Origin of the sequence: Escherichia sp. E2562 (assembly GCF_005781075.1) — a bacterium.
Taxonomy (GTDB): Bacteria; Pseudomonadota; Gammaproteobacteria; order Enterobacterales; family Enterobacteriaceae; genus Escherichia.
The window spans coordinates 77,595-103,369 of the sequence record NZ_VATM01000010.1 but is presented as its reverse complement, the minus strand read 5'-3'; the positions used below and the strand labels follow the sequence as shown (position 1 = coordinate 103,369).

Below are 25,775 nucleotides of genomic sequence, written 5' to 3'. Positions count from 1 at the left end.
GAAGCGTTGGTCAGTGGTTGTTGCCGCTCTTACATATCCGGGCATTCTACCTTACCCAACGCTTCCCAATAATTGCTCTGATTATTACGTTCCATCGCCACGATGGCCTCGCGTATGTGTTGTTTATTGTTTTCATCTGACAACATTAACTTTTCCCACGCTTCATCTGACAACGATGCCTTCGGGGTGCAAATTTTCCGCAAATCCTCTAATACCGTATTTTTCTCTTTTGCGGACTGCAGTGAGCTAAAAGGCGACTCGGCGTATACGATGCCTGGCATAGCGAAAAAAGTGAAAATAAGCAGTAGCGTCGTTGGTTTCATGGATTCAACCTTTTACAAATGTGTATCGAATGAAGCATAAGTGTAGTTTGCTTTTATCGCTCTCATCATGCTGTACGAAACGCGCTTACGCGGTCAGTAAGAAGTGCCAGACCTTATATTCCACTTTTATTCCTTTTTATTCTTATCGATAGCGTTTCGTTTTTTAAACCGCAGCGACCTTACCGCTATAGTCAGGTAATCATTAATAAAAGGATAAAAAAATGAAACTGACAACACATCATCTACGGACAGGGGCAGCATTATTTCTGGCGGGGATCCTGCTGGCAGGCTGCGACCAGCAAAACAGCGATGCAAAACACATTAAAGTTGGCGTCATTAACGGTGCCGAACAGGATGTGGCAGAAATCGCTAAAAAAGTGGCCAAAGAGAAGTATGGTCTTGAAGTTGAATTGGTTGGATTTAGTGGTTCGTTGTTGCCGAACGATGCAACTAATCAGGGTGAACTGGATGCCAATGTCTTCCAGCATCGTCCTTTCCTTGAACAGGATAATCAGGCGCACGGTTACAAACTGGTGGCGGTAGGAAATACCTTTGTCTTCCCCATGGCTGGCTATTCGAAAAAAATTAAAACAGTCGATCAGCTAAAAGAAGGAGCGACAGTAGCGATTCCGAATGATCCGACCAATCTGGGGCGTGCGCTGTTACTGTTGCAAAAAGAGAAACTTATTACCTTAAAAGAGGGGAAAGGTTTACTGCCAACGGCGTTGGATATTACTGAGAATCCACGCCATTTGCAGATAATGGAGCTGGAAGGGGCACAGTTGCCACGTGTACTGGACGACCCGAAAGTGGATGTAGCGATTATCAGCACCACTTACATCCAGCAAACAGGACTTTCTCCGGTTAACGACAGCGTATTTATTGAAGATAAAAATTCACCATATGTGAACATTCTGGTGGCGCGGGAAGATAATAAGGATGCAGAAAACGTGAAGGAGTTTCTGCAATCTTATCAGTCACCAGAAGTTGCTAAAGCGGCAGAAACCCTCTTTAACGGTGGCGCGGTGCCTGGCTGGTAATGATCAACCGTACCGCGCCGGACGATTACATTTTTCTGGCGCGGCGGCGGGAATCCATTGAAATCAAAATCACCGATGACAGAATCAGTAGCGTTCCCAGCCAATCTGGTAATGTGAAGGTGATCCCCAGCAACAGCAAAGAGAGCAGCGCGCTACTTAATGGTTCTGCGCAACTCAAAATACTGGCTTTCGGCCCGCCAATTAACTGTGCACCTTTCAGATACAGACTAAAGGTCAGCGAAGTTCCAATTACCACCAGATAGAAAAAAGCCAGGATCAGGCTGCCATTAACCACGAAATTTGTTCCTTGCCCGGCATAAAAGGGCAGCAGGACCATCCCACCAATGAGCATACTCCAGCCGACGACGGGCAGCGTGCCGTAACGGGCAATGAGCGTTGAGGGGTATGTCGTATAGAATGCGGCAGCAAAGGCTGAAGCAACTCCCCAGAACAGCGCAGCAGGAGAGATCGACAACGATGTTGGATTACCGTGGGTGACCAGCAAAAATGTGCCTATCAGGGAGGTCAAAATCGCGGTAAATACCAGAATACCGGGGCGCGATTTTCGTACCAGTGAGAACCAGGCCACAATAATCGTTGGTGATAAAAATTGCAGCACCGTTGCTGTAGCTGCATTTGATTTTTCAATCGTCAGTAAGAAAGTTAGCTGGACGGTCAGAGCGCCAACAATGGAAAAAATAAGCAGGCTGATGGCATCTTTATGATTCTTAATGATTGAGAAGACTTTATCGCCGTGGACAAAAGAGAGCGTCAGCAGAATAAATCCGGCAAATATCAGCCGCGTCATGGTCAGAAACTGCGATGACATCTGACTTTGTTCCATGATGTATTGCGCGCAAACGCCTGAACTTCCCCATAATACGGCGGCAATCAGAACGTTCATCATCCCCTTTCTGGTGGAACCCATTTTTCCCTCTGCATACTGTTTTGTCGTTTATGTATGCAGGCATGATAGCAAAAATGGTGAGAATGACCCCTTCAGGTAAACCATTCATTTGATGGGGCGAGCATTTATGAAACGAGTGAAATACTTGTTAAACCGTCAGGTTATGACGTTATCATTTTGTTCTGACAGCGTGCTACTGTTCGCTTTTTAAACGCGAAGAATGTTATGCAAATCCATAAAGTAGTAACCCCCGAGTTTGTGAAGAAGTTTGCCTGCGTCGGCCCCAACTGCCTGATTTCCTGCTGTCAGGGATGGAAGATACACATCGACAAGAAAACCCATCATACTTACCTCAACGAACAACACCCGAAAATTGCCCAGTTGGCGAAAGAGAATTTATTACGGGTGCGAAATGGTAAAAGCCGCTATTCGATAATCAAACTGGACGCGCAGGGTCAGTGTCCGTTTCTCGATGAAAATAAACTCTGCCTGGTCCATCGCGATCTGGGAGAAAAAGCACTTTCAGAAACCTGTTCTACTTATCCACGTAGCAAAAAACACTACGCGGATACAACTCGCCATTCGATGGTGCTCTCATGTCCAGAAGTAGCCCGACTGGTATTGTTTGATGCCGACAGCATGTTAGTGCACGAACAGGATGATCTGTTGGCGAAGGCGAAAAACACCTGCACCACCAGCCAGCCGGTTAATCAGATCCACCAGATTGTGCATCTCTTTGCCTGGCACCTTCTACAGGCGCCATCGTTGAACGTTGAAGAAAACCTGATGGCGCTGGCACAGTTTATGGTTTATCTGCAGCGCATTGAGTTCGATCTGCACAACCATTTTGCGCAGGCTGAACAGTACCATCAGGAGCTATTAAGCGAGCTGGCGGCAGGTATTAGCCTGATGAGTCAATCAACGCCTACGGAGTCGGTGGGATTGAAGGTGCGTGCGCTGACGGTATTGGGGTCGCTTGTCGCGAATAAGAGCAGCAGGGATCGTATTATTACTGACTTGCATCGTAAGATGGCGGTGTATTTAGACGTGGCAAACAGCCCGGATAAGCAGGCTCTGGCTGATAAGTTTGCTGTCCTGAATAAACAGTGGCAGCAGCTTTGCCAGGATTCTATTCTCAGTGCTCCACATGTATTGCGCAATTTGCTGACCTACAAAATTTACCACAGTTATTTTCCGGGAGCTGATTTCTCAACGGCCATGCGTCAGGTTTACCATTTGATCCTCGACTATTTCTACATTAAGCATCTGTTGAGTCTGATATCTCTGGAGGCCACTCCAGATGAGGCGACGGTACTGAAGATTGTGGCGAGTCTTGCCGAGACAACCTTGCATTCGTCAACGATAAACCAGCGAATGAATGAAGCGATCGACATGATCAATGCCGGGGACGATCTCTCCTGCCTGCTGTTGATTCGTTAAATTCGCCTGTCGGGGACTGGGTTAAGCGTTTGTCTGGCATGTCGCTTCCGCTGTAATAAATATTAAGAACAACTTCGGTAAAGCAGGTTGAATCATGAACAGAAGAAATTATCTGCTTTAAACGGTATTACAAGGGATTGGTGAACGTCAGAAGAGGCATTTTGGCGGAGATCACAGGAGTCGTATTTGATGGTTAACTGTATTGTTATAAATGGATTTTATCCTACTGATTTTTCTAGATGCCCCCTGTTATGCCCCCAAATGATTTTGCTTGTGGAGAAGGAGGGATCCTGTGCCACTTTGAGATTCCTGTCCCTATAGTAAAGCAGCAATATTCCGTCTACTGAACTTGTAAGTTAGCCTTACAGGTTGTGAGGGGGCTGCTGCAATGATTATGTCAGAAATTAAGCTATCTTGTAGGCAGCATTTCTGGATAGTGTTTTGCAATATTATCATTCAGTCCGTCAACCAGCTTTGGTTTCATGAGCGTGATGTGCGCACGACCTTTCTTATGCTATTACGTATAACCAGAACGTTGCTTATACAGATAGAACCGATGATTTCTGCATGCCAGGTTAACACCACTGGATGGTGAAGGGGACGTATATCTTTCCATATGTTGCAGTGGGAAGCATTCAGCCAAACGAATAACGTTTTTTTCCGTGGACGTCATTATTGCGGTTTCAGCTCAGGAATGATTTCATCTGTCGTAATGCTGATAAATGTAGTAGGTATGTTAAAAGCATACATAACAGGTTATGTCTCAGATAAGGTGCAGCCATCCGTGGCCTGCTCCTGTCTGTCAGATATTCACCGTACTCAGAAAGTGTACTTCACACCCAGCATGGCTGAGGTGTCGCTGTACCCCTTGTCACCAGCCTGAATACCCACATTACCCCACAGATTCAGACGGTCATTTATCTGCCCTTCAACACCGGCTTTCACTTCCCCGATATTGCGGGCACCGTCCTGATGTACCGTCACGCCGTTCATGCGGGTACCAAATTCACGGGTGTTGTGCAGCCAGTTCACCTCTACGAACGGACGGAACTCACGGGATTTACCGTCGTCCATTCTGTTGTGTCCCTTAATCCAGGTTTTCACACCCAGACGGGTACGGACGTTACCGTCACCGGTGTTCTCAACACGGGTACCGTTGCTTTCACGGTGTTCATCTGCTTTTACACCCATCCAGACAACCTGTGCCTGAGGCTGAACATACCATTCATTCAGGCTGCCATGGCTGCCGCTGAACTCACCCGCTTTCCAGGTATAACCGGCCTCCAGTGAAGCCGTCAGACCTTTTGATTTCCAGGACTCGCCCGGCAATCCATCGCCTTTCACACGGTTGTCAAACCAGCCGTACTGTGCCCACGTATCCAGATAAGCCCCATTATGTGTTTCATCATTGGCAAACCAGGTGGCATACAGACCTGTGCTGTATCCGTTCACACTGCCTTTTGAGCGGTATCCGGTGCGCACAGAGTCCGTATTGTTATGCTCGTTACCGTAACCGGCCATAACACCAAGGTGCCAGCGGTCAGTTTCTCCCCAGCCCCATTGTGCAATGTCCCCTCCCAGTTGAACAACATAACGGTTACCCTGTGTTTTCAGCTGGCCTGTACCATCACGCCAGCGGTTATGTCCCCCTTCGTGGCGCATCCACATGCTGGTATTTTTCGTCTCACCGGTCATGACATCGGTGTACTGCATCGGCCCCAGACGTTCATGAAGACGGGTCACGAACATGGTGTTTACTGCAGCCATATTAGCCGTATAGGAACCGGCTTCCGGACGAAGATCATTATCATAACCACCCGGTGCAGGTTCAGGTCTGGTGTCCGGGTCAGGCGTCGGTGTTGGTTCCGGCGTATTTTTACCGCTAGTCAGATACCAGTTACCACTGTTGCTTCCCTGACCACGCCCCAGCGTGTAGTCATAAGCACCGGCAGCTATACGGTTGCTCTGGATAAACTCTCCGTTTGATTGACCATCAACATGGATAATCTCAATACCATTAAGTGTCTGTGCACCAACGCCTCCGATATCTTTTACAGTGACAAAGGTTTTACCGTCTGTATTCCCTTTAACAATTAATTTATCTACTGATGAGTCATCATCGCCGAGAATGCCTGAAAAATAGATGTGACCATTCTTACTGGTATAATCACCATTTATTGTTAGCGTGTTTTGGGCGTTTTGCCCCAGGTATACAGAACCATTGTTGCTAAGTTGAGCAATATCTGAATTACCTGCCATCTTCCAGATACTGTTCTCGTCTAAATTAACAGTACCACCATTTGATGCGCTTCCCGTCCAGCGTGAATTCTCTAAAGAAAGGTTGGCAGAGCTCTTTTCATCTGCTCTGATATCGCCATTAAATGAAGCATTCTTGGTTGTAACGGAAATGTTTCCACCGGAGCCAGTATTATTACTGACTGACAAAATGAAAGTACCGCTGTTGATGATTTGACTGCCGTCTAATGTGGCAACAATAGTACCCCCGGATGCACTAAAGTTGGCTCCTTTTTCACTAATTATTACCCCATTTTTCTGGCTGAATTCAGCTTTACCATTGTCGGTCGCAACTACTGAATCTGCACCGTTGCCCGATGTGTGTACAGATATATTTTCACCCTGAATAACTGTATTACTATCACTTGCCCACAACCCATGAGAGTAATCACCACTTGTTGTAATCGAGCTTCCGGAACCAAGCGTGATTTTTCCACCATCATTTGCTACCACACCATATGACTTGCTTCCACCAGTGGTAATCTGAGCTGTACTGGCATTTACAGTAGCATTATTTTGTGCATTTATACCGTATGCATAATTACCAATGGTGTTAATGGCAACCTTTTCAACGTCAATATGGGCGGTTTTTCCATGCCCCCATATGGCAATTGAATCGTCACCCGATGTATAGATCGTTGATGATCCTGTTAGAACAGCATGTGAGTCAGGGGATGAATCAGAAGGAGAGATGGCTGCAACGTATATCCCTTTCGCAGCATAGCCAGTGGTTTGGATTGAAACACTATCACCAGTTAATGTTCCACCGTTATTTCCGGTGATTTGGATTGCGTCAGCTTGCTCTCCCTTAGTTTCAATGGAAGCGCCTGTTCCAAGATTTATATGTCCATTATTCAAAGAAGATACTGCATGGGCCAGGTTGCCGGAAGTAACAATCTGAAGCCCTTTTGAGGCAGTGATTGTAGAATTCACTCCATCTGAACGTAATCCATAGGCATTTTTACCAGATGTAGTGATTTTTGTATCCGTTAGCTCAACTGAAGCACCAGATGATGTAAATACGCCAAAAGCCCCTGAACCTTCAGTTTTAATTTGGGTGTTATTTACAGAAACAGAGCCTTTGTTTTCGGCTGAGATACCGCGAGCTCCCCACAGAAACGCATTGCTGTTCTCTCCTTGAGTTGTAATGATTGAATTATTAATTGAGAACTGACTGTTTTCACCAGAAATAACAACGCCTCTGGCATTATCACCAGAGGTTATAATATTGCCCCCTTCGATTAAGCCGTTTGAGTTTTCAATATTGATACCAGTAGCATTTTTACCGCTTGTTGCAATAGATGCACCATTAGTAATGGTCAGGGATGAGTTATTTGAAACGGAGATGGCAAACGCATTTTTTCCAGCTGTAGATAGTTTAACATTCCCTTCAGTAGTTAATTTTCCTGAGTTTTGAACGGATACGGCATATCCATTTTTGCCAATTTTTACTCCTGTATCAATATCTATATCAGATGTCTCGATTTGTTCTTTTCCATCAAGGTCGATTTTCTCAGAAGAGGTCGAGGCATAAGCATTTGATAATAAAGCGCCAATTATGGTTGATAAAAGCGTTAAACGGGAGGGGGAACTTCCGAAGTGTTTCTTGTTTTTCTTTTTGTAAACAGAAGGTAACATAGATAACCTCAGTAATTATAACTGGCTGGATGTGTAAATATAAAAATAGTTTACTACGTTAGTAGATGTTTATAAGCGTTGTTATATACTGGACAGTATTAAACGCCGGGATAATACTGTGTTTTGTTAAAAAATACAAATTTCAGTAAATGTAATAATGTTTGGGTGAGTATTTTTAGAAATGGCGTATTGATATTCAGTATGCGTCCTATGTTGTGAATAGTTATTCGCTGCGCAAAACTGGTTTGCGAGCTATTTATTTCTGACTGTGTTATTTTTTTGTTGCTCGTGTTGATGCTTGGTTTTGTATTTGTTAATAGCGCATCCGCGAAGACATTCTTCGCATACTGGTGCTTGTTTTGTCTTTCGGTATCTCCATGTTTTCTTATTCAGGTGTTAAAGATACTAATGTTTTAACTTTTAATATAAATAGTGAAAAGGTTGTGGGGGCTTATAGGTCTGAGATGTTTGTTTTATGTGGTCATTTTAATTGTTTTTGTTTGTTTTGAAATGCCTGGTCAGGATGAACCGATCATTCCGAATGATATGGCGGGTAATAACTGCGCCAGTATCCCGGTTTCATGCTCTGTTTAATAGTGCTTTTATTTATAATTTTTTGTTAGCGCTAAGGTTTTAGTTAGTTGTCAGTCGTTTTTTCCTGTAATGCGGGGATTTATTCGGTCTCAATATGTCTGATACTGGTAGAGCAAATAACATCAATATACCCGGAATCCACTTCCGGGCAGGAGACATTTATATCTGGCATAATGGTTTTCCTTTTTGTTTATAAACGAAAACGCCAGCCGTGTTCAGGCTGGCGTCAGGAGAATGAAGTCTGATGAGTGAGATTCACCGGTTCTGGTGCAGAAGTTGCATATGGCACAGAGTACGGACATCCTGTCGCGCCTGTTTAATACAGGGTAACAGTGTAACTGAATCCGTTTTATTCTCGTCGTTGTCGAAAATAATTCCGGACCCGCAGTCGATATTGTCCTGCAGCCACGCAATGAGGATATCCAGCGCTGTTTCAGTGGTTAATGGCATCACGCTCTGTATCACTGTGTTGTCTTCCGGCAACTGATGAAGGCTGGCAGAAGTCGCCGGTGTTTCGGTAGTGTCACGTTCATCCACCACGCGGAGTGAATAACCGTTTTCAGCGACTTTGTTAATCAGTTCAGCGAGCTCAATGCCATCGACGTCAACGACGATTCGCCCCATGTTCAGTGCCTGTACGTTAACGCTGTCGGCTTCCAGCGTCAGGGCCAGTTTCATCGTTTCGCCTCCGGATGCTTACCCTGGGTAATGTTATTTACCGTTCTGTAATTGTCGCGGGTCATCAGGCCGGTTGCCCGGCGAGCCCGGAGGATATCGATGCTGTTTATTAACTGAGAGTGGGTACAGGCGCTGAATCCCGGCTGGTCGGTACGCACCAGTGTGTATTTTTCAACGAGAAAGTTCACTGCATCGCACAGTGAAATACCCGCCTCAATATGCTGCTCAATCACACGTTCATCAGCGAACGGTGTGTCATCCAGCGTAAGGCCGTAATGCTGGTCCAGCAACCGTGACAGCAGTATCTGCCAGATTTCAACAGGAGACAGGCGTGAACTGGCCGCCTGCCCGGGTAATACAGGTAATGTTTTCATACTGAAAATTTTCCTGATATGCAGATATAAAAAATGGGAAAGTGGCGTGGTGAAAACACCAGGCCGGAGCAGAAGATTATTCTGATGATTTACTTTTTCGTTTCGGGCGTCGGATAAACAGCCAGATAAACGTAACCACAGGAGCCCAGGGTATCGGCTTCGCAGGTCAGTCCTTTCGCATACAGCGTGACGGTATGCTGATAGCGGGGGCTGAGTTCACCACTGGTGAGCATGAGCTCCAGTTGTTTCATCAGCAGCGGAAAGGCCTGGTCCAGGTGGTACGAATCCGCGTCGCTGAACCGGCCTCTGATACCGGCGCGGTCTGCAAGGTAATGCAACCGGTTACCCTCCTGCACCAGACGTGCCCCGAAACAGGGCATCACGGTGCAGGGTAGCCCCCACCAGGGGCGGTCGTTGTTGTTGTCGGGATGCGTTGTCCCGGGCAGTGTGTCTGACACGATAAAGTCCTCACAAAAAATCAGTTAAGAATGGTCCGGTGGCAGCGATAATTCTGCTCATCATTTCTCCTGACTCAGTTCAGAGTGACGCTCATCAGCCGGACATACGGGCCAAAACTGTCCTTACGGCGTTCGGCAAACACGGCAAGAACGCCGGGAATATCCTGCACTTCACGACCGGTATGCGCTTCAGCGCTGCCGTGCCAGCGGTACTTACCGGTACAGAACGGAAAAAGACGGGATGCAGGATGCTGTTGGTGAATACGCATGGCTTCACCACGGGTGATAATTTTCATGATGGGATACCTCTGAAGACAGAAGATAAAAGTGAAAACAAGTGTGATGTAGTTGTGACGGTGACGGGTTAAAGCAGACCGTGTTCGGCAAAGGAGAAAACCTGGTTGCCACCGACTATCAGATGGTCCGGTACCCGGATGTCAACCAGGGCCAGCGCCTGTACCAGACGTTCAGTGATAAGCCGGTCTGCCTTACTGGGTGTGACTTCACCGGACGGATGATTGTGCGCCAGCACCACGGCAGCGGCATTGTGGTACAGGGCGCGTTTAATCACCTCCCGGGGATGAACTTCCGTGCGGTTGATGGTGCCAGTGAAGAGGGTTTCACCGGCAATCAGCTGATTCTGGTTGTTCAGATACAGCACCCGGAACTCTTCACGCTCCAGTCCCGCCATGTTCAGAATCAGCCATTCCCGTGCCGCACGGGTGGAGGTGAAGGCCACGCCGGGTTCATGAAGATGGCGGTCCAGGGTTTTCAGGGCCCGCTGAATGAGGCTGCGCTCGCCGGGCGTCATCTCTCCGGGCAGAAAGGAAAGCTGTTGCATTGTACTTCTCCTGCTCAGTCGATGATGCGCATAATGGCGTTGCATTCCGGATGCTGCAGGGCGTAGTCCCGCAGACGGTAATAATGAACCGTCATGGCATAACACTCCGTACGACAGGCATGATGACTGTACGTCATCAGGCAGGCGGCAATGCCGGCGGCTTCCGGGCTCATTTCAGCGCGGTTACCGTTCATGGCATTGAGCAGTACCCAGTTTTCGTCATCATCGTCATCCGGTTCGGGCGCCATAAATGCGCCACCGTTGTTCAGGGTGTACAGATTCCAGATACCACCGCAGTAGTCTTCACACAGACGGTCCATCCAGCCGAAGATACGGGGCTCCAGGGTCACCCACTGTGGGATGAGGCCAAAATGCTGCGGCCAGAAGCTGATGCGCTGTTCATCAGGGACGAGGGTGGCAACCAGTTGAGGCGGGTTATTCTCTGATACAGCGGTTACGGAAACAGAAGGTGTGGTGGAATTATGCGAAACGGTTGTCATGAGATTATTCCTTATAAAAAGTAAATGAATGGAAGAAGTCGCGGGGCAGGGACGGACATGAGTCAGAACTGCGCTTTCAGGGAAAAGGCATCAGCGCATACTCTTCAGCAGTGTTTCTGCCATCACCCACAATGCGCGATTGAGCTTAATGTCCGTGTCGATGCTGTGAATGGCACGGGTGTGGATACGTTTTCCTCTGGCACTGCGACCGGAAATTCCGCCTTTCAGCATATTCTCCTGGATGGTCTGATATGCGCTCCACAGGTCCTTACCGTAATCCTCCCTGCGTCGTGGTGTCAGAATGTCAGCAGTGGTGACGGGCTGATGTTCGTCACCATAACGGTAAGTCAGTGCCGCCTGTGCCAGCGCCTGGCGTGCCGGTGGCGGCAGGACCAGCGACTGCATGGCATCACGCTTCTCCTCTATCCGGTCAAACACGCCCACCACCTCGTAAGCCCCTTCGATAACTTTCTCTACTACATTTCCCCGGTGTGGAACACGCACTTCCCCCAGAGACTGACCACAGACGCAGCCGTTCTGGCAGACGAAGCGGAAGTAACCCGGCAGCATCTGGTAACTGGAGGTACCGTCATGAGAGTTGAGCAGAATAATTTCAGGCACATGCTGTCCGTTTATCTCTCCGGCCCGCCGCAGACGCAGCATGTGTTTGGTGTATCCCCGGCGGCCCGGATCACGTACGCGGGTCTGGCAGGCGAAGAATGGCTGAAAGCCTTCCCGCTGCAGGCTTTCCAGCACGGTGATGGTGGGAATGTACGCATACCGTTCGCTGCGGGAGGTATGCCGGTCTTCACCGAAAATACTCGGTACATGGTGCATCAGTTCTTCGTGTGTCAGCGGACGGTCACGGCGTATCTGGTTCGCATAACCAAAACGACTGGCTAATCGCATAATTGCTCCTTGTGAATGATCAATCGCTATAAATGAAAAAGCCGCGTCTCCCGGAGAAGAAGCGGCCTGATGGGTGAAATGAATGACGTTTATTGTCTGAGAAGCCCTTCACTGGCGAGCCACACATTAAGTTGTTTGCCGGCATCGGGCTCAAAATTCCAGCAGCGCCAGCGTAGCTGACCTTCAGCATTACGGATAACCAGCCGGAAATGCGTTCCCTGGTCATCTTCAGTAAACACATTGCGGTAAACTGTTGTAACAGCAACCACCTGTTCGCGTGAGAAAGGGCCTTCGGGCAATAAACGTGATGTACAACCTGGCATATCTGTTACTCCCTGAAAGTAAAAAGCCCCGGTCATCATGACCGGGGCCTGAAGGGGAGTGACCTGATTATCAGAAAGTCACATTCAGCGTGGCCTGACCGTTATAACCTTCACCGCTGCTGCCGCTGACGCTGTGGGCATAACCGGCCTGAACGCCCAGGGTGATATTTTCCCGGACACGGGCTTCCAGTCCGGCCTGCAGGTCCAGTGATGTGCCATTCTGTGAGGGTGAGAACGCCATGTTACTGCCGGCTGCAGCTGTACCCATGCTCATGTCACCCCGGGAGCTGAAGGTGCGGATAACGGAAGGCTGTACCCACCAGTTCACTGGCAGTTCACTCACACTGTGTTTTGCACTGTCACGCAGGGTGTCACGGGATGAGGTGCCTTTACCAAAGTTCATATCGTTGTGGCTGCCCAGACGGAAGCCGGCACGCACATGTTGTGCACTGCCATGCCCGAACTTCACATAACCGGCGTTATCCTGGCCGTCATCCAGGGAGAGCCCCTGCCAGGTGTACTGCAGTTGTGGCTCCAGCATCAGGTTGTCAGTGATACTGAAGGGCAGACCGGTTTCCAGTGAGCCCAGCCAGCCCCAACCCCGGGCGCGGAAGTCGTTATTGTCCGATGACGCTTTCATGCTGTGGCGGGTTCCCTGTGCCACAATGTCAGCCCACAGGCCGGAGGGTGTGTGTACCAGATTCAGGTATCCGCCCAGGCTGCCGGCATCACCCCGGACCGTGCCGGCGCGGGAGCCGTCATCATCCTTAACATCAACGGAAGAATGGCCAGCAGCACCATACACCCCTGTTGTCAGAGACATACCGTCAACCTCTGTTCTCAGCAGGTCACCCTCCAGACGGACGAAGCCATAGCTGCCGCTGCTTTCCGGCGTGGCCCCACGGGCAATACCGCCGTTGTTATCGTGACCGAGATGACCGCCCTGAATGCTGAGACGGACGCTGTTATTTTCACCATTTACACTGGTCTGATGGCTGCGGGAGACTGCCAGAATCCGGTCATAGTCCATTGCCTGTGTCAGCATGGAGGCATACAGGGGGACTTCAGCACGATAAGCATTTTCACTGCGCAGGTACCAGTCTTCATCGCTGTCACGGTTCAGGGTGTAGTTAAAGGCGCCGGCCTGAAGCGGGCGACTCAGGGCAAACGCACCTTCTTCTGTGGTGGCGCCATTCTGTGCATCCACAACCCTGATACCCTGTCCGGAGGTTGCCACCCCGAGGTTACTGTTTCCGACATTTGTAAACGCAAGCCAGGTTTTGCCGGTTGCCTGACCACCATTAATCACCAGTTGGTCAGAGGCATTGCTGCCATCAAGGCGAACACGCATATTGATGGTGCCACCCTGACCGGTGAGATTCGTGGTGGTCAGTTTATGGAACGTTACCGGGGAGTCGCCTTTTGCAACAGCACGGCTCAGTACGGCATCCTGTGTCATCTGATTATCAAAGTGAATCTCCCCTGCGTTAACAATATCGCCGGTACTGACCACATCGCCATTCAGTACCATGCTGGCGCCTTTACTGAGCTGTGTTCTGCCACTCAGACTTCCCCCGGCAGCCAGCGTCAGTGTTCCACGATGTCCGACAGTGGTGTTGCTGGCCTGTCCCCCGGCATTAACCGTAAAGCTGCCGCCATTTTCCAGCAGCAGGCCGCTGGCCTGACCAGATATGCCATCAATACTGAACTTACCGCTGGCATTGGTCCCCTCAACAGTGGCACCACTGTCTGCAATCAGGGCACCACCGGATGTCATGGTGACACCGGTTGCCTTACCACCGGCAGACACTGCCAGGGTACCGCCGTCATCCACCAGGGTATTCTGTGCTGAATGGCTCTCCAGTACATCCAGACGACCGCCGGATTCCAGAACAACACCGTCAGCCTTACCGTTTTCCACCGCGAAATTGCCCAGACGGTTGCTGCCGGTGATGGTTGCCGCCGTACTGGTGACCAGTGCGCCGCCCTGCTTCAGGGTGACATTCGTGGCTGTACCACCGGCGTTCACCTGCAGTTTGCCTTTCTGGTTAACGGTGGTGAAATCCGCCAGACCACCTTCCTTGATAATCTGCCAGCCGTCACTGTTAACAACAGTGTCAGACGCTGTACCGCCGTTGTGCACATACTGGTACCCCCCATTCAGCGTGGTATCCAGTGCGTGACCATGTACAGTCTGGTCGCCGCCGGCATAAACCACAGTGGTATTTGCTGTTCCTTCAGCAGCCACAATCTGACGACCATTTTCATTGATAGTGGTACGTACGGCATCTCCGCGAACAAACTGCCCGGTATCACCATTTTCTGCATCCGGTCCCCCTTCCGCGCCGGTATTCACAACCGTGTCGGTTGCCACTGCGCCGGGTTTGACGACCTGCCAGCCCTTATCATTAATGACGGTTCCTGTGGCTATTGCACCCTCATGCATCCACTGCTCGCCGCCGTTCAGCGTGGTGTTCACTGCCTGCCCCTGAAGGCTCTGTCCGCCTCCGGCACTGATAACCGTGTCTGAAACGCTTCCTCCGGCATTCACTCTCTGAAGACCACCACCGGTGACAGTAGTGTTGTTGGCGATACCGCCATTTTGTATCCATTGCCCGCCGGTATTGGCCTCGTTATCCGGCCCATACTCCAGCCCGGTACTGATGGTCATTCCGTTGGCCGTACCGAGGACAATCTGGTTGTCATGATTTGTCAGTGTTCCGCCGTTCACGGTTTCTCCAGCCTGTACAACCGTGTCAGCAGCCAGTGCCGGGACTGACGTGACAGCAGCAAGAGACAGAGCAACCGCCACACCGGCGCGTTTTCCCCGTGAGCGGGCCAGTTCGGAAGCCACCACCAGGGTGCCCGTAATGTGATTCCATACCAGCCTGTAGCTGGTGTTCAGATGTCGTTTCATCAGCTTTTCCTTACAGAGGGTGAATAAAAAAGCCGGTATCCACAAATGTGGATACCGGCAGGTACAAAACAGCATGGTCAGATAAAGTGGTTTTTCCCGGACATAAATGCTTCCCCTCTCTCATCCGCCAGAGAAGTATCAGTCCGTTGTGTGCAATTCCGTTCTGCATGATGAAGAGAATCAACTGCCTTTTCGCAGGTCATTAACCACTATAAACGATCGATGATAACGATCGATACCTGTTTTATCGATCGTTTTATTCTATTAACAGCAGGGCGTTCACGCAAGAGAAAGAGGAGGGGGGGGGGCGTTTGTGTCATGTTTTCAGTTGGTTAACGTAATGTAATCAAGTATTTCCCCTGGCAGACTGTTCAGAAGAAAATCCAGTTCCATACAGCGCGGGCAACAGAGACCACCGTGTCACGGACGGCACGCAGAACCGTGCGTGCAACAGAGGCAATACAGACGCTCTCCGCCGTGTCAAATATCCGGTCCACCGCACCGGTAAACTGTTCACGGGCCTGAGAGCGGACAGATTCCGTGCGCAGCTCGTCCTGCAGGCGGGTCATCAGGGGACTGGCGGCATGGTCGGGAAGGGCTGTCATGAGCGTACTGACCAGCGTATCCAGCTCCCAGCCGGTGCGGGCCGATACGGCAACAACCGGATGTACGGGCCGGAACAGACGGAATACCGCCTCCGTTTTCTCGCGAATGTTCTGTGCCTGTGCGGGAGAAGGCTGAATGCCGGCCACATCCCATTCATGGCAGGGCTCCGTTTTGTCGGCCTGCGTCACCACAAACAGCACCTGCTGATGCCCGCGGTGCAGTATGTGTCGCCAGAAATACTCATCCACAGACAGGGCACGGTCATCGGCTTTAATCAGCCACAGCACCAGGTCCAGTTCAGGCAGAATGTCACGGTACAGGGCTTCGTACTCTGCATCCCTGTTCCGGCTCTCGCCCACCCCGGGCAGGTCAGTGATAACCATGCTGTGACCGTGGCCACTCAGACGGAAACGCTGCATTTCCCGGGTACCGGCGTGAACATCGCTGACCGGGGTGACCTCTCCCTGAAACAGCGCATTACAGAGTGAGGATTTACCGGCCCCGCTTTTACCCATAATGCCAATCACGGGTTCGTGGTGAGTGAGTTTACGCAGATGTTCCAGGATGTGACGGGAAAGCGAATAAGGCAGGGAAGAAAGTGGTTTTTCAATCGCCTCAATGGCATCAGACGGATTCATACATGTATTCCCGGTGAAAAAAGACAAAACCCCGCACACCGGAAAGGAGGCGGGGGACTCACAACGATAATATCTGTCTGAAATTATTTTGAATCGATTTGATCATTGTTCAACGGCAGGCTGACTATCTCGTAAAAGGGAAAAATCATTCATCTGACAGCCTGATTATCAGGTGTGTTCATGTTTACTGATGTGAGTATTTTTCAGCATTTTGCGGAGGTTATACATGGTTGTTTGAGAGAGTTAATGAAAATTGCGTTTATAATGATTTTACTTCTGTTGTGTATTTTCATCGGAAGAGTGCGCGCAATAATACCCATTAATGCCGGGTTGTTCAGTATATCCCTTCATGGTAATACGTAACTGTTAAATGTATTTATTATTTCGCTTCTCAGGATGAGGTATTTACCCTGTGTCCGTTTTTTCTTGTGGTGATGATGCATGAAGGATATTCAGTGATGTATGATGTCCTGTTAAATATTTTGATGAATGTTTTGTGTTGGTTCAGATAATGCCTGCTGATGTTTTATTGTCTGCGTGAGTGTTTTATAATGCAATAATTTTTTTATTTATGGTCTTGAAATGTCATCGTGTGTTTGCGCCTTATTAAGGCAGGATACTGATGTGAAAAATTGAAGATGTGTTTTTATTTTTGTCAAAAAAACTGTTATGATTCATTTTCATCACTGTCTGGCGATAATGCGGGGATGACCAGGGAAAACAGGTTATGTTTTATCTGTATTGTTATGTGTGTTATTTTTTTTTGTTTCTCTGAGTGTGTCAGGTGTAAATATTTTTCGTTTTTTATAAGGATGGTGTTATATATATTCATAGAGTGCCGTATACAGGGGGTATATCTGTCGTCTTCTTTATTTTATTATCCTTCAGGGCGGTTGTTGCTTCCTTAAGGTGTTATTCTGGTTTTTTTGTTTATGGTGTTCCCTGGCAGGAAACAGATATCCGCAACACCCGAAACGATGCTTTTTTGTATGCGCTTTGTTGTGTGAATTTTAATCAGTAAGTGTGATCCGGGGGGAACCAGACGGAGCAATGAGGGCGCACAGATTCATTTTCCCTTCCCGTGGCGGCAAAACACGTTCTGGTTATAATTTAATCAAAAATCAATAAAAAATTTTAGCTGATATTGAACTGACTGCTATTTTTGCTATTAATAGCAAAAATAGCAGCGTTTTCATGTTTTGCCTATTTTGTGAGGTTATCATGTTGCTCTTTCAGCCTGTTGATGAATTCCCTCTGCGCTCACTTCCTCCACTTATTCGTGATGCCGTTATTGAAGCCCAGCAAATCACACAGGCTCCCATGGGCCTTGTGGCATCGTCTGCATTGGGTGCGGTTTCGCTTGTCTGTCAGCATCAGATTGATGTCTGCAGGTTGAATAATCTGCGGGGGCCGGTTTCTCTTTTCTTACTGACGCTTGCAGAGTCCGGAGAACGAAAAACCGCAGTGGACAAGTTATTAATGGAGCCCCTGTACCAGCAGGAGATATTGTTATATTCCAGATACCAAAATGAACTGAATACCTGGAAAAACAAGGAAGAGCTTTTAAAGGTTCAAAAAAAAGCATTGTTGTCAAAACTGAACAAAGAGCTCCGCAAGGGGGCTGATGAGTCAGAAACCCTCAGGCAACTGGAAGCACTTCAGAAAAGCTGTGCGGAAAAACCTGTAAGGTATAAATTCATTTTTAATGATGCTACGACTGCAGCAATTAAGGAGCAGCTTTGTGGTGAATGGCGTTCGGTTGGCATTATGTCAGATGAAGCCGGTATGATATTTGATGGGTATACTTTGTCTGAGCTGCCTTTTATTAACAAAATGTGGGATGGCTCAGTATTGTCTGTGGACAGAAAGAATGAACCCGAGTTTTTGATTGAAAATGCCAGAATGACGTTATCCCTCATGGTGCAACCAGGTCTTTTTGACCGATATATGGAGCGAAAAGGTTCTGTTGCCAGAGACAGTGGTTTTCTTGCACGCTGTCTTATCAGTAAACCGGCAACCACTCAGGGGACTCGTTTTATTAATGGGGCAGTGACCCCGGGGGAATCATTAACAGCTTTTTATGAAAGATTAATGGAAATAGCCAGGGACAGCATTGATAAAACAAGTAAGGATGAACGGTATTGTCTGCATTTTTCTCCTGAAGCGCAAAAAATATTTATTGAGCACTATAATGCACTGGAGCGGGATTTATCCCCCTCCGGGCCGTTAAGTGCATTTCGGGGACATGTTTCAAAAAAAACAGAAAACATTGCGAGAATTGCAGCGTTATTTCAGTATTTTAGCCATGGTGAAGGGAAAGTAACTGCTGATATCATGACGTCTGCTATAGAAATAAGCTCGTGGTATACAGATGAATATAAAAAATTATTTGCGCTACCTGATGAATCTGAACTGCAGCGGCAGGACGCGCAGGAGTTGCTTGACTGGCTCATTGAGGAATGCCGTGGAGAATGCCCACCTCGTGTCAAAAAAAATTATATTCTCCAGTGTGGCCCGGGGCGTTTCAGAAACAGAAAAAAACTGAACGCACTGTTGAACATTCTTGCGTCTCAGTTAAAGCTTTCTATTGAGAGAGAAGGTAAAACAACCTATGTCCTGCTTTCCGATGTAAACAATATCACGTTGTCTGAGTTGAAGGCGTGTTACGATCAGGGCTATCACAGTCACAAACTGAGAGAATGGAAAGAGCAACTCTTTCGGCCATAATGTCTCGTATTGCTGAGATTGATTATTCAGTGATTGTATCGCGGTATGTCCGTCACCACTTGCTTCTGTATGATGGTGACGGAGGAAAAGAGAATGCGTGGAGCCCCGGGAGCGTTATGAATCAACAGGCGTATAACAGGTACTCGTCAATCATCAGTTCAAGCTCGCGCTTTTCCCGTTTGCGCGACACAGCCCAGCTTTCAAGCTCTGCGTGTGACTTATACTTTAACTCGTCAGTCCAGGGTTGCATGGAGCCAGCACACATCAGATCATACCAGCACAGCCATATCAGCGTGTGGTAGAGATCACGATCGTCGAAACGCCGGAGCAGGCTGTTCAGCCTGTTTGCCAGGCGTTTTTCACCCAGACGATGTAGTTCACTGAGTAAAACGCCGCCCAGGTTAAAATGTGTAAGCAGCATGATTTCATGAGTCTGAATGCTGGTCATTAACCCTTCCTGAATGGCAGGAAGAAACGGTGGCGTTCCCGGGTTGACCACCTGATAGAGTCCCTGTGGTGCCACTGAGATGATGGCACCTTTTTCCGGCAGAAAAAAGCGGGCCAGGGTTAGGCGGTGATAGCCATGAAGATGCGGAGAACCCATTCCATGAGCGACGATAAGCCGGGTCACGTTTGTCATCCATTTCTGATGCTGGGTGAGCAGCAGGTTACACCGGTTTTCAAGTTTTTGCATAATATTCTCTCCTTTAGCGCGCAGCAGAATGCCTCCGGAGGCCGGATAATGCATTCGCTGCGGTTGAACGGATAACGGTCAGGAATTACGGGCGGGACTGTGCAATACGCGCCTGCAGCCAGGCTTCCACTTCACTTTTCAGCCAGCGGGAACTGCGGCCCAGTTTGATGGGAGCCGGAAAGGCTCCGTCCTTGATGAGTTTGTAAAACCACTTATCGGTTAAGCCGGTCAGTTGAGTGATAAATGCCATGTCGACCATCTGGTCATCCATCAGCGAAACGGGGGTATTCATGAAAATGTTCCTCCGGATGTTGTTAATCCCACCCGGCGTTGGTGATGAAAACGACGCACCACCTTCACCGGCATAACAACCAGGGAGAAACGTAAAAAATTAGTAGGGGAATGTTCCCGCCGGGAGATTAACCGGGGGGCATGATGCTGAGCGTATCCGTAACACACGGTGGCTGTTGTGAAAGGATGTTTTTTGCACGTACGCACGATGAAGAAGGGATGACTTTCAAGAGGATGAGGGGAAAAGCAAACGTTCTGATAATTGCAGAGTTGTTTTCAAAGGCGGTTACGGTGCGTCAGCCCGTGTCCGGTGGGCAGGCGACAGGTATCACCGATGGGATAAGGCTGTCTGATTGGTATTATATAAATATAAGAAGTGATAAGAGATCTGTGCAAGAAGAGAGTTGAGCAGTGTAAGTATTAGAACTCAAATACATGAACGCTGATATGTAAAATCAATCAGCAGTGAAAGCTTGTAGTACAGGCTCTGAGTTATATTTCCTGATGTCCCTGTATATAAAACATGAACTGAGCATATTAATAATCCCGTCTGAGCAACGTATCTGCTCTGGTGAGTGAGAGTCTGAGAAATGCCTCTCCCTTATACCGCTCTCAACCAGAAAGGCTTCCGGGGTTATTGCGATGCGTCCGGATAACCGGAAGTCGCATTAATGCAATATTACTGAGAGGCTGCAATGGAGTCACTCGCTTGGGTAAGGGGACCTGCGAGCTGTATACTGACGGCATCCTGTTAATTGCAGCATAAAGTAATGAGAGGCTAATGGAAGTTAAAACCAGAGAAGAATGGTTGTATCAGTTCCGTCGTTGTTCGTCCAGGGAAACGCTGGAAAAAGTGATTTCCCACACACGTTATAAACTTACCCCTGCGGAGCTGGAAGCCTTCAACTCTGCGGTTGATCACCGACTGGCGGAACTGACCATGAACAAACTTTACGATCGCGTTCCGGCTTCCGTCTGGAAATATGTTACCTGAGCGTTCGGTAATCCCAGCTGTACCGCGCCAGGTGTTATCTGCTCTGTGATTCTTTTTCGGTCCTCTCAGGTTGTTGCAAAAGCTGAATATGTTCCTGTTCTAGGAAACCTGGATAATACCGTGAACGTTAAGCGATAAAGCTGCAACGAATAATTCGACATCAAAGGGGAATGGTATCTGGCGGAGGGAGGATTCAGTCGTTCCGTAGGGGCCTGTTCTCTGGTGTCAGCGACTTATAGCTTGTTGTCTGATGCTGCTGTTGGTTCTGGAACACGTATTTGTCGGAAATCACTGTTCGGGGGATTGTCGCCATCTCTACCGCAGCTCATACACGATGGCAACAGCAGTAACCAGCCATTACCTGTAGCGCCATCAGCACAGAGAGCAGGCGAACCGTGTGCGGCAATCGCCGAATGGGTCAACAGATCCACAGTACGAGCAATGCAGTATTATGAACGCCAGCCTCACCACCATTTCGCCTCGCCTTTTTTCATATCACTTTTGCTGCATCACCAGCCGGAACGAAAGAAACGTATAACGGTACCAGTGGCTGATGCTGATGATACTGGCTGTACTGGTCAGGGCATTCCGTCAGTAGTTCTGGCGGTGGATTTGTATGTCACTTTAAAGGCGCTGCGCATTTTTTACAGCGTGGTTATTCCGTATGAACGAAATCATACGGAGACAGTAAACCATGACCTACACTTACAACCCCTTCTGGCAGCAACGGATCCACGAGACGGTGCTGCACGCGCTTGATACCCATCCCCGTCTGACGGTATTGCGGGTTGACCTGCGTCTCCCGGATGTTCCTGCAGCAACTGACGCAGCTGTGATATCCCGCTTCATCAATGCCCTGAAAGCAAGAATTGACGCTTACCAGAAACGTAAGCACCGTGAAGGTAAACGCGTACATGCCACAAGGCTGCATTACGTCTGGGCCCGGGAGTTCGGGGAGAACAAAGGTAAAAAACACTATCACCTGATACTGCTGGTCAACCGTGATACCTGGTGTGGTGCGGGCGATTACCGCGATCCGGGGTCACTGGCCGGGATGATTAAACAGGCGTGGTGCAGTGCCCTGGGGGTGGATGCCGGATGCTATGCCACACTGGCGAATTTTCCTGCCAGGCCAGTGGTGTGGCTGGAGCGTGGCGATGATGCCAGTCTCCAGGATGCACTGGATCGTGCTGCTTATCTCGCGAAAGAGTACAGCAAAGTGAACGGCACCGGTGAGCGCAATTTTGGCTGTAGCCGGAGTTGAGTACGACTGGCGCACCAGTATCTCCAGTAAAACCAAAAGTATGGGCTGTTGCCTGGCTGCAACGATAAATTTTTTCTCCCACTGGCTGTTTTTTACGCCAGAGTTCCATTGTGTGACAACCACTGTGCTGTAACAACAACCAGCCTGCTTTACCCAACCCCTTGTCCAGATTTTAACTGAGCCGCCATTCACGCTCTGACCACGCTGCCCGTACCGGGACGGATGACGTCTGCGTGTCGTCTGGTGGTTGAGGAGTATGACTATGTACGCAAAATTCTTTATTGCATTCGATGGCAACGGACGTCTGACCGGAGGCCGTACCGTACAGGCTGCGCCATACGATCGTTACACCTGCCACCTCTGTGGCAGTTCACTCAGATACCATCCGCAATACAACACTGAACGTCCCTGGTTTGAACACACTGACGAAGGGCTGACAGAGCACGCGCAGCAATGTCCTTACGTACAACCGGAGCGCAGAGAAGTACTGTTGATTAAACGTTTACAACTGTGGGTACCGGATGCTTTACCCGTAGTGCGTAAAGCCAGCTGGCACTGCAGACAATGTCGCCATGATTATTATGGGGAACGCTATTGTACACACTGTCATACAGGGCGTTTCAGTGAGGAGGCAGTGGCAGGATGAACGGTCTAAAAACGGGGCTGGGGGTCACGCCGGGTGATCACATTATCAGTGCTACCTCAGCCCTTAGCAGAAATGTCAGGTATTGTTTCTGCCTTTCCTGTCGTGGTCGGTAGATTTTGCGGACAGATGCTCAGGGGGCGTGGTTTGAACACGATTTACATGCCCTGACCGCACAGCAGAAGGCGGCCTGCGTGGTATTGAATCAGGAAAAGTCCCACCCTTACATTGAGGTAATGGCGATGTTTTTATCGCCATTACCTGTCGTGCTGATATGGCATTGTGTGATGTGCGGGCAGCTTTTCATGGGAAGAAGTTCTGTGAAGCCTGTGGTACGGGAATTTATTGCCGAGCGGTATGTACAAAGTATGTTTACAGGTAACAGCCAGATTTGCTTCGGGACCTGGAGTGAGGAGGACGCAACATAATGACTTTATCATGACAGGAACGCTTATGCCGGATCCGTGCGGTCCGGCGTTTTGTTCCGCAAACGGTGGATCACTGGCTGCGTCTGCTGGCGATCTGTTTTACGCACCACTCAGACAGGAGAGACATCGACGAACATCATCACCTGTGGGCAAATGTTTTGTGTATTTAACGAAGTTACGCAGAATGACCATAGCTACTGGTTATGGCTGCAATTGTTCGGTGATGACCGGGTGAATCATTTGTGCTTCCGTTGATTTTTATGGACTGATGGCATTTTGTCAGCTGAATATTTATACGGAATTATCTTCAGTATGCTTACACGAATTGACTATCTTTTTTTCGGTGGTTGTTTATCTGGACATCACAGCTAATGAGGCCGAAGAGGTCAGCAGTCAGAAAAATGTGGCGTTGTCATAGGATACTGCATCAGTAATTTGTATCTGGGAGTGGCATAAAAAGACATCTGATTCTTCAATATTTCACACAACGCCGTAAGTAACAATATAAGTTCTTGATTGTTAAATCATGGTTATATTTCAGTAGAGGAATGAGTTAAGTTTATGCAGAAAAAATGCATGTTTTTATTAATACTTTTCCGCCTCCCTTGCTACTTCCCATAAAGTACGGGCACCACGACGAAGAGGCGTACGTCTTATTTTTCCCTCTTTTTCAAGACACATAAGGTAATGGCGGGCTTGATAAGCGCTCATGTCAAAATGTGAAGAAATGTCAGCCGTTCTGCATGGCGTGTTTATCTCCTGAATAAAAGACAGTATCTGCTTTTTCTTCATTTCTGTTTACATCCTTATCTGTAATATTCATTTTATTATAACCTGCCTCTGGCTCTCTCCTCCATGTCCACTTTTGACTCTCACGAAACGCATGAAAAATCAACAAGATAACATATTTTTTACAATATTTCTGGTTATTGATTACCTTATTAACCTGCAGATGATTATGCGTATATTTCCTTCTGTTATTTTAATTTCTTACTTTAATATTTCCTGTGGCCATAAATTCATTTTTTATATGAAAAACATGATCTGTTTTTTGATGAATATCTAAATAGGAACAAAAAAACTGTCCGGGAGGCAATATTGGTGTTCACAAAAACAACGATCTTTTTATCTATTTTTTGTTTTGTTTTTGGTTTTTTATCCTAACTTGCTGAGGTTTTAGCGGGATTTTGTGTCATTAAGTTGTTGTTGTTTGGTCATAAAGATCGTGAAATTGGTGTTTTTCGCTATAAAACACCGTGGTAGTCTTCGCCGCAGAAAACAGGGCGGCAGCAGTGTGAATACATTTTTGTTATCCGGGTTTATGTCGTCTTTTATCTGGTTATATTTCTGGAATAGATATAAATGAGCAGCAGTGACCTGTATCTGAGCAAGAAGCACGGGCGTACTTTGTCGCCCGGAAAAATGTCAGAGAGCCAGTTCTGGTTATTAGCTGAAATATCTCCGGTTCACAGTGAAAAGGTTCTTAATGCGCTGAGAGATTTTCTGGTTCTGGGTTATACCCGAAGGGAGGCCTGTGAACGACATGAGGTTTCTCAGGGGTATTTCTCTGGTGCTCTCGGGCGTATTCAGCGTACCCATCAGGCGGTAAACAGGCTGGTTCCTTTTTATATATCAGAAGCCGGTATTCCATATACGGGATAACAGTTGCATGAAAAATTTATCGCTTTCAGTACTTCTGCTTCTGGCAGGGGGCGGGGTTTCTCACGCCGCTGTTCAGAAAACCGTATTCAGTGCTGACGTGGTGGCTTCGGCCTGTCATGTGGTGGTGGATGCGGACAGCACCGGCAACAGTGGCCGGCTGACATTCGGGACTTACCGCAAGTCCACGGGGGCGTCTGTGCCTCCGCGTGACTTCACTGTGCGTCTGTATGAGTCCGGTGCCACGGTTCAGGGCTGCTCAGCCTTTAAGGCAGGGCAGGTCGCCACCCTGGATTTTGGTAACCCGGGACAGCTGGATGCAGGGGGCGTGGTCACCCGCGGTGCCGGTGATGGTATTCGCGTGGATGTTCGGGCGGTGGATGTGCAGGCAGATTATCGCGGACGTCTGACTCAGGACAGTCATTCGGTGAATTATCCGGTGGAATTTGCTGCTAAAGGGCAGTTCCGTTTTCGTGCGCAGCCGGTGTTTCCGGCGAACGTGAAGGCGGGGGAATACACGGGTGCGCTGACCTTTGTGGTCACGTATCAGTAACGGAGAAAAGGATTGTGTGTGCAGGAAAGAAGGCAGTCGCA

At 48.5% G+C, this 25,775-nt stretch carries 23 protein-coding genes and 4 pseudogenes; 9 read left to right on the top strand and 18 right to left on the bottom strand.

Annotation, left to right across the window (positions count from 1 at the left end):
- Positions 1-29: 29 nt before the first annotated feature.
- Positions 30-323: a protein YicS gene (yicS, locus tag FEK43_RS15600; protein ID WP_064526021.1), complete on the bottom strand. Its 294-nt coding sequence runs from the start codon at positions 321-323 to the stop codon at positions 30-32.
- Between the two features lie 221 nt (positions 324-544).
- Between yicS and nlpA the strand changes: the two genes are divergently transcribed.
- Entirely contained in the window at positions 545-1,363 is an 819-nt protein-coding gene (nlpA, locus tag FEK43_RS15595; RefSeq protein ID WP_135408428.1) for a lipoprotein NlpA, read from the top strand.
- A 3-nt stretch (positions 1,364-1,366) separates the two neighbouring features.
- Here the strand turns inward: nlpA and FEK43_RS15590 are convergent.
- Positions 1,367-2,291 (bottom strand): annotated as a pseudogene (locus FEK43_RS15590) (carboxylate/amino acid/amine transporter).
- Between the two features lie 204 nt (positions 2,292-2,495).
- On the opposite strand from FEK43_RS15590, the gene fliB reads away from it, so the two are divergent.
- Positions 2,496-3,710 (top strand): flagellin lysine-N-methylase, encoded by a 1,215-nt coding sequence (fliB, locus tag FEK43_RS15585; protein ID WP_135408430.1) that lies wholly within the window; start codon positions 2,496-2,498, stop codon positions 3,708-3,710.
- A gap of 409 nt (positions 3,711-4,119) precedes the next feature.
- Here fliB and FEK43_RS15580 read toward each other — a convergent pair.
- The 13 genes and pseudogenes from FEK43_RS15580 to FEK43_RS15515 all read right to left on the bottom strand — a co-directional run.
- Positions 4,120-4,221: pseudogene (locus FEK43_RS15580) on the bottom strand (DUF4942 domain-containing protein); the annotation flags it as partial.
- Positions 4,222-4,529: 308 nt separating this feature from the next.
- Positions 4,530-7,643 carry an autotransporter outer membrane beta-barrel domain-containing protein gene (locus FEK43_RS23140; protein ID WP_240783052.1) on the bottom strand — a complete coding sequence of 1,038 codons (3,114 nt, stop codon included), beginning with the start codon at positions 7,641-7,643 and terminating at the stop codon, positions 4,530-4,532.
- Between the two features lie 849 nt (positions 7,644-8,492).
- Positions 8,493-8,690, bottom strand: coding sequence for a DUF957 domain-containing protein (locus FEK43_RS15570; RefSeq protein WP_135408582.1), 198 nt, complete (start codon positions 8,688-8,690; stop codon positions 8,493-8,495).
- 75 nt (positions 8,691-8,765) lie between these two features.
- Positions 8,766-8,915, bottom strand: a pseudogene (locus tag FEK43_RS15565) (DUF5983 family protein); the annotation flags it as partial.
- Positions 8,912-9,289 (bottom strand): type IV toxin-antitoxin system cytoskeleton-binding toxin CbtA, encoded by a 378-nt coding sequence (gene cbtA, locus FEK43_RS15560; protein WP_061361848.1) that lies wholly within the window; start codon positions 9,287-9,289, stop codon positions 8,912-8,914. The gene cbtA and the pseudogene FEK43_RS15565, both read right to left, overlap by 4 nt.
- Before the next feature lie 89 nt (positions 9,290-9,378).
- Positions 9,379-9,747 carry a type IV toxin-antitoxin system YeeU family antitoxin gene (locus tag FEK43_RS15555; RefSeq protein ID WP_135408432.1) on the bottom strand — a complete coding sequence of 123 codons (369 nt, stop codon included), beginning with the start codon at positions 9,745-9,747 and terminating at the stop codon, positions 9,379-9,381.
- A 74-nt stretch (positions 9,748-9,821) separates the two neighbouring features.
- Positions 9,822-10,043 (bottom strand): DUF987 domain-containing protein, encoded by a 222-nt coding sequence (locus tag FEK43_RS15550; protein WP_105224706.1) that lies wholly within the window; start codon positions 10,041-10,043, stop codon positions 9,822-9,824.
- Positions 10,044-10,111: 68 nt separating this feature from the next.
- Positions 10,112-10,588 carry a RadC family protein gene (locus FEK43_RS15545; RefSeq protein ID WP_001186770.1) on the bottom strand — a complete coding sequence of 159 codons (477 nt, stop codon included), beginning with the start codon at positions 10,586-10,588 and terminating at the stop codon, positions 10,112-10,114.
- A gap of 14 nt (positions 10,589-10,602) precedes the next feature.
- Positions 10,603-11,088 carry an antirestriction protein gene (locus FEK43_RS15540; RefSeq protein WP_135408435.1) on the bottom strand — a complete coding sequence of 162 codons (486 nt, stop codon included), beginning with the start codon at positions 11,086-11,088 and terminating at the stop codon, positions 10,603-10,605.
- Positions 11,089-11,178: 90 nt separating this feature from the next.
- The gene (locus FEK43_RS15535) at positions 11,179-11,997 is read right to left on the bottom strand and encodes a DUF932 domain-containing protein (RefSeq protein WP_135408437.1); all 819 of its coding nucleotides are present in this window, start codon (positions 11,995-11,997) and stop codon (positions 11,179-11,181) included.
- An 89-nt stretch (positions 11,998-12,086) separates the two neighbouring features.
- Positions 12,087-12,320, bottom strand: a complete 234-nt coding sequence (locus tag FEK43_RS15525; protein WP_064986988.1) for a DUF905 family protein — start codon at positions 12,318-12,320, stop codon at positions 12,087-12,089.
- Positions 12,321-12,390: 70 nt separating this feature from the next.
- A complete protein-coding gene (locus FEK43_RS15520) occupies positions 12,391-15,237 on the bottom strand; it encodes an Ag43/Cah family autotransporter adhesin (protein ID WP_135408439.1) in 2,847 nt (948 codons plus the stop codon).
- 371 nt (positions 15,238-15,608) lie between these two features.
- Positions 15,609-16,481 carry a GTPase family protein gene (locus FEK43_RS15515; protein WP_135408441.1) on the bottom strand — a complete coding sequence of 291 codons (873 nt, stop codon included), beginning with the start codon at positions 16,479-16,481 and terminating at the stop codon, positions 15,609-15,611.
- Between the two features lie 1,221 nt (positions 16,482-17,702).
- Here FEK43_RS15515 and FEK43_RS15505 point away from each other — a divergent pair.
- Entirely contained in the window at positions 17,703-19,208 is a 1,506-nt protein-coding gene (locus tag FEK43_RS15505; RefSeq protein ID WP_135408444.1) for a YfjI family protein, read from the top strand.
- A 121-nt stretch (positions 19,209-19,329) separates the two neighbouring features.
- Here the strand turns inward: FEK43_RS15505 and FEK43_RS15500 are convergent, their stop codons facing one another.
- Positions 19,330-19,902 (bottom strand): hypothetical protein, encoded by a 573-nt coding sequence (locus FEK43_RS15500; RefSeq protein ID WP_135408447.1) that lies wholly within the window; start codon positions 19,900-19,902, stop codon positions 19,330-19,332.
- A gap of 85 nt (positions 19,903-19,987) precedes the next feature.
- The gene (locus FEK43_RS15495) at positions 19,988-20,194 is read right to left on the bottom strand and encodes an AlpA family transcriptional regulator (protein ID WP_001095912.1); all 207 of its coding nucleotides are present in this window, start codon (positions 20,192-20,194) and stop codon (positions 19,988-19,990) included.
- Positions 20,195-20,974: 780 nt separating this feature from the next.
- Between FEK43_RS15495 and hha the strand changes: the two genes are divergently transcribed.
- The 4 genes and pseudogenes from hha (at position 20,975) to FEK43_RS15470 (ending at position 23,476) form a co-directional block, all read left to right on the top strand.
- Complete coding sequence (gene hha / locus FEK43_RS15485; RefSeq protein ID WP_135408451.1) at positions 20,975-21,187, top strand: hemolysin expression modulator Hha; 213 nt, start codon at positions 20,975-20,977, stop codon at positions 21,185-21,187.
- A 694-nt stretch (positions 21,188-21,881) separates the two neighbouring features.
- Positions 21,882-22,451 (top strand): inovirus Gp2 family protein, encoded by a 570-nt coding sequence (locus FEK43_RS15480; protein WP_135408453.1) that lies wholly within the window; start codon positions 21,882-21,884, stop codon positions 22,449-22,451.
- 262 nt (positions 22,452-22,713) lie between these two features.
- Positions 22,714-23,097, top strand: a complete 384-nt coding sequence (locus FEK43_RS15475) for a putative zinc ribbon protein (protein WP_171020820.1) — start codon at positions 22,714-22,716, stop codon at positions 23,095-23,097.
- Positions 23,094-23,476: pseudogene (locus tag FEK43_RS15470) on the top strand (putative zinc ribbon protein). The gene FEK43_RS15475 and the pseudogene FEK43_RS15470 overlap by 4 nt, the downstream one beginning before the upstream one ends.
- 631 nt (positions 23,477-24,107) lie before the next feature.
- Here FEK43_RS15470 and FEK43_RS15465 read toward each other — a convergent pair.
- Positions 24,108-24,314, bottom strand: a complete 207-nt coding sequence (locus tag FEK43_RS15465) for a FaeA/PapI family transcriptional regulator (RefSeq protein ID WP_135408457.1) — start codon at positions 24,312-24,314, stop codon at positions 24,108-24,110.
- 570 nt (positions 24,315-24,884) lie between these two features.
- On the opposite strand from FEK43_RS15465, the gene daaA reads away from it, so the two are divergent.
- Both daaA and FEK43_RS15455 read left to right on the top strand, forming a co-directional pair.
- On the top strand, positions 24,885-25,184 hold the full coding sequence (daaA, locus tag FEK43_RS15460) for a F1845 fimbrial adhesin operon transcriptional regulator DaaA (protein ID WP_135408459.1): 300 nt from the start codon (positions 24,885-24,887) through the stop codon (positions 25,182-25,184).
- Positions 25,185-25,191: 7 nt separating this feature from the next.
- Positions 25,192-25,734, top strand: coding sequence for a type 1 fimbrial protein (locus tag FEK43_RS15455; RefSeq protein ID WP_135408461.1), 543 nt, complete (start codon positions 25,192-25,194; stop codon positions 25,732-25,734).
- Positions 25,735-25,775: the final 41 nt, after the last annotated feature.

Excerpts from the sequence above, each read along its gene's own strand:
- FEK43_RS15545 (WP_001186770.1), bottom strand. The coding sequence starts at position 10,588 with ATGCAACAGCTTTCCTTTCTGCCCGGAGAGATGACGCCCGGCGAGCGC.
- FEK43_RS15550 (WP_105224706.1), bottom strand. The coding sequence starts at position 10,043 with ATGAAAATTATCACCCGTGGTGAAGCCATGCGTATTCACCAACAGCAT.
- FEK43_RS15520 (WP_135408439.1), bottom strand. The coding sequence starts at position 15,237 with ATGAAACGACATCTGAACACCAGCTACAGGCTGGTATGGAATCACATT.
- daaA (WP_135408459.1), top strand. The coding sequence starts at position 24,885 with ATGAGCAGCAGTGACCTGTATCTGAGCAAGAAGCACGGGCGTACTTTG.
- FEK43_RS15540 (WP_135408435.1), bottom strand. The coding sequence starts at position 11,088 with ATGACAACCGTTTCGCATAATTCCACCACACCTTCTGTTTCCGTAACC.
- hha (WP_135408451.1), top strand. The coding sequence starts at position 20,975 with ATGGAAGTTAAAACCAGAGAAGAATGGTTGTATCAGTTCCGTCGTTGT.
- FEK43_RS15465 (WP_135408457.1), bottom strand. The coding sequence starts at position 24,314 with ATGAAGAAAAAGCAGATACTGTCTTTTATTCAGGAGATAAACACGCCA.
- FEK43_RS15505 (WP_135408444.1), top strand. The coding sequence starts at position 17,703 with ATGTTGCTCTTTCAGCCTGTTGATGAATTCCCTCTGCGCTCACTTCCT.
- yicS (WP_064526021.1), bottom strand. The coding sequence starts at position 323 with ATGAAACCAACGACGCTACTGCTTATTTTCACTTTTTTCGCTATGCCA.
- FEK43_RS15515 (WP_135408441.1), bottom strand. The coding sequence starts at position 16,481 with ATGAATCCGTCTGATGCCATTGAGGCGATTGAAAAACCACTTTCTTCC.
- FEK43_RS15455 (WP_135408461.1), top strand. The coding sequence starts at position 25,192 with ATGAAAAATTTATCGCTTTCAGTACTTCTGCTTCTGGCAGGGGGCGGG.
- FEK43_RS15495 (WP_001095912.1), bottom strand. The coding sequence starts at position 20,194 with ATGAATACCCCCGTTTCGCTGATGGATGACCAGATGGTCGACATGGCA.
- fliB (WP_135408430.1), top strand. The coding sequence starts at position 2,496 with ATGCAAATCCATAAAGTAGTAACCCCCGAGTTTGTGAAGAAGTTTGCC.
- FEK43_RS23140 (WP_240783052.1), bottom strand. The coding sequence starts at position 7,643 with ATGTTACCTTCTGTTTACAAAAAGAAAAACAAGAAACACTTCGGAAGT.
- nlpA (WP_135408428.1), top strand. The coding sequence starts at position 545 with ATGAAACTGACAACACATCATCTACGGACAGGGGCAGCATTATTTCTG.
- FEK43_RS15535 (WP_135408437.1), bottom strand. The coding sequence starts at position 11,997 with ATGCGATTAGCCAGTCGTTTTGGTTATGCGAACCAGATACGCCGTGAC.
- FEK43_RS15475 (WP_171020820.1), top strand. The coding sequence starts at position 22,714 with ATGTACGCAAAATTCTTTATTGCATTCGATGGCAACGGACGTCTGACC.
- FEK43_RS15525 (WP_064986988.1), bottom strand. The coding sequence starts at position 12,320 with ATGCCAGGTTGTACATCACGTTTATTGCCCGAAGGCCCTTTCTCACGC.
- FEK43_RS15500 (WP_135408447.1), bottom strand. The coding sequence starts at position 19,902 with ATGCAAAAACTTGAAAACCGGTGTAACCTGCTGCTCACCCAGCATCAG.
- FEK43_RS15480 (WP_135408453.1), top strand. The coding sequence starts at position 21,882 with ATGACCTACACTTACAACCCCTTCTGGCAGCAACGGATCCACGAGACG.
- cbtA (WP_061361848.1), bottom strand. The coding sequence starts at position 9,289 with ATGAAAACATTACCTGTATTACCCGGGCAGGCGGCCAGTTCACGCCTG.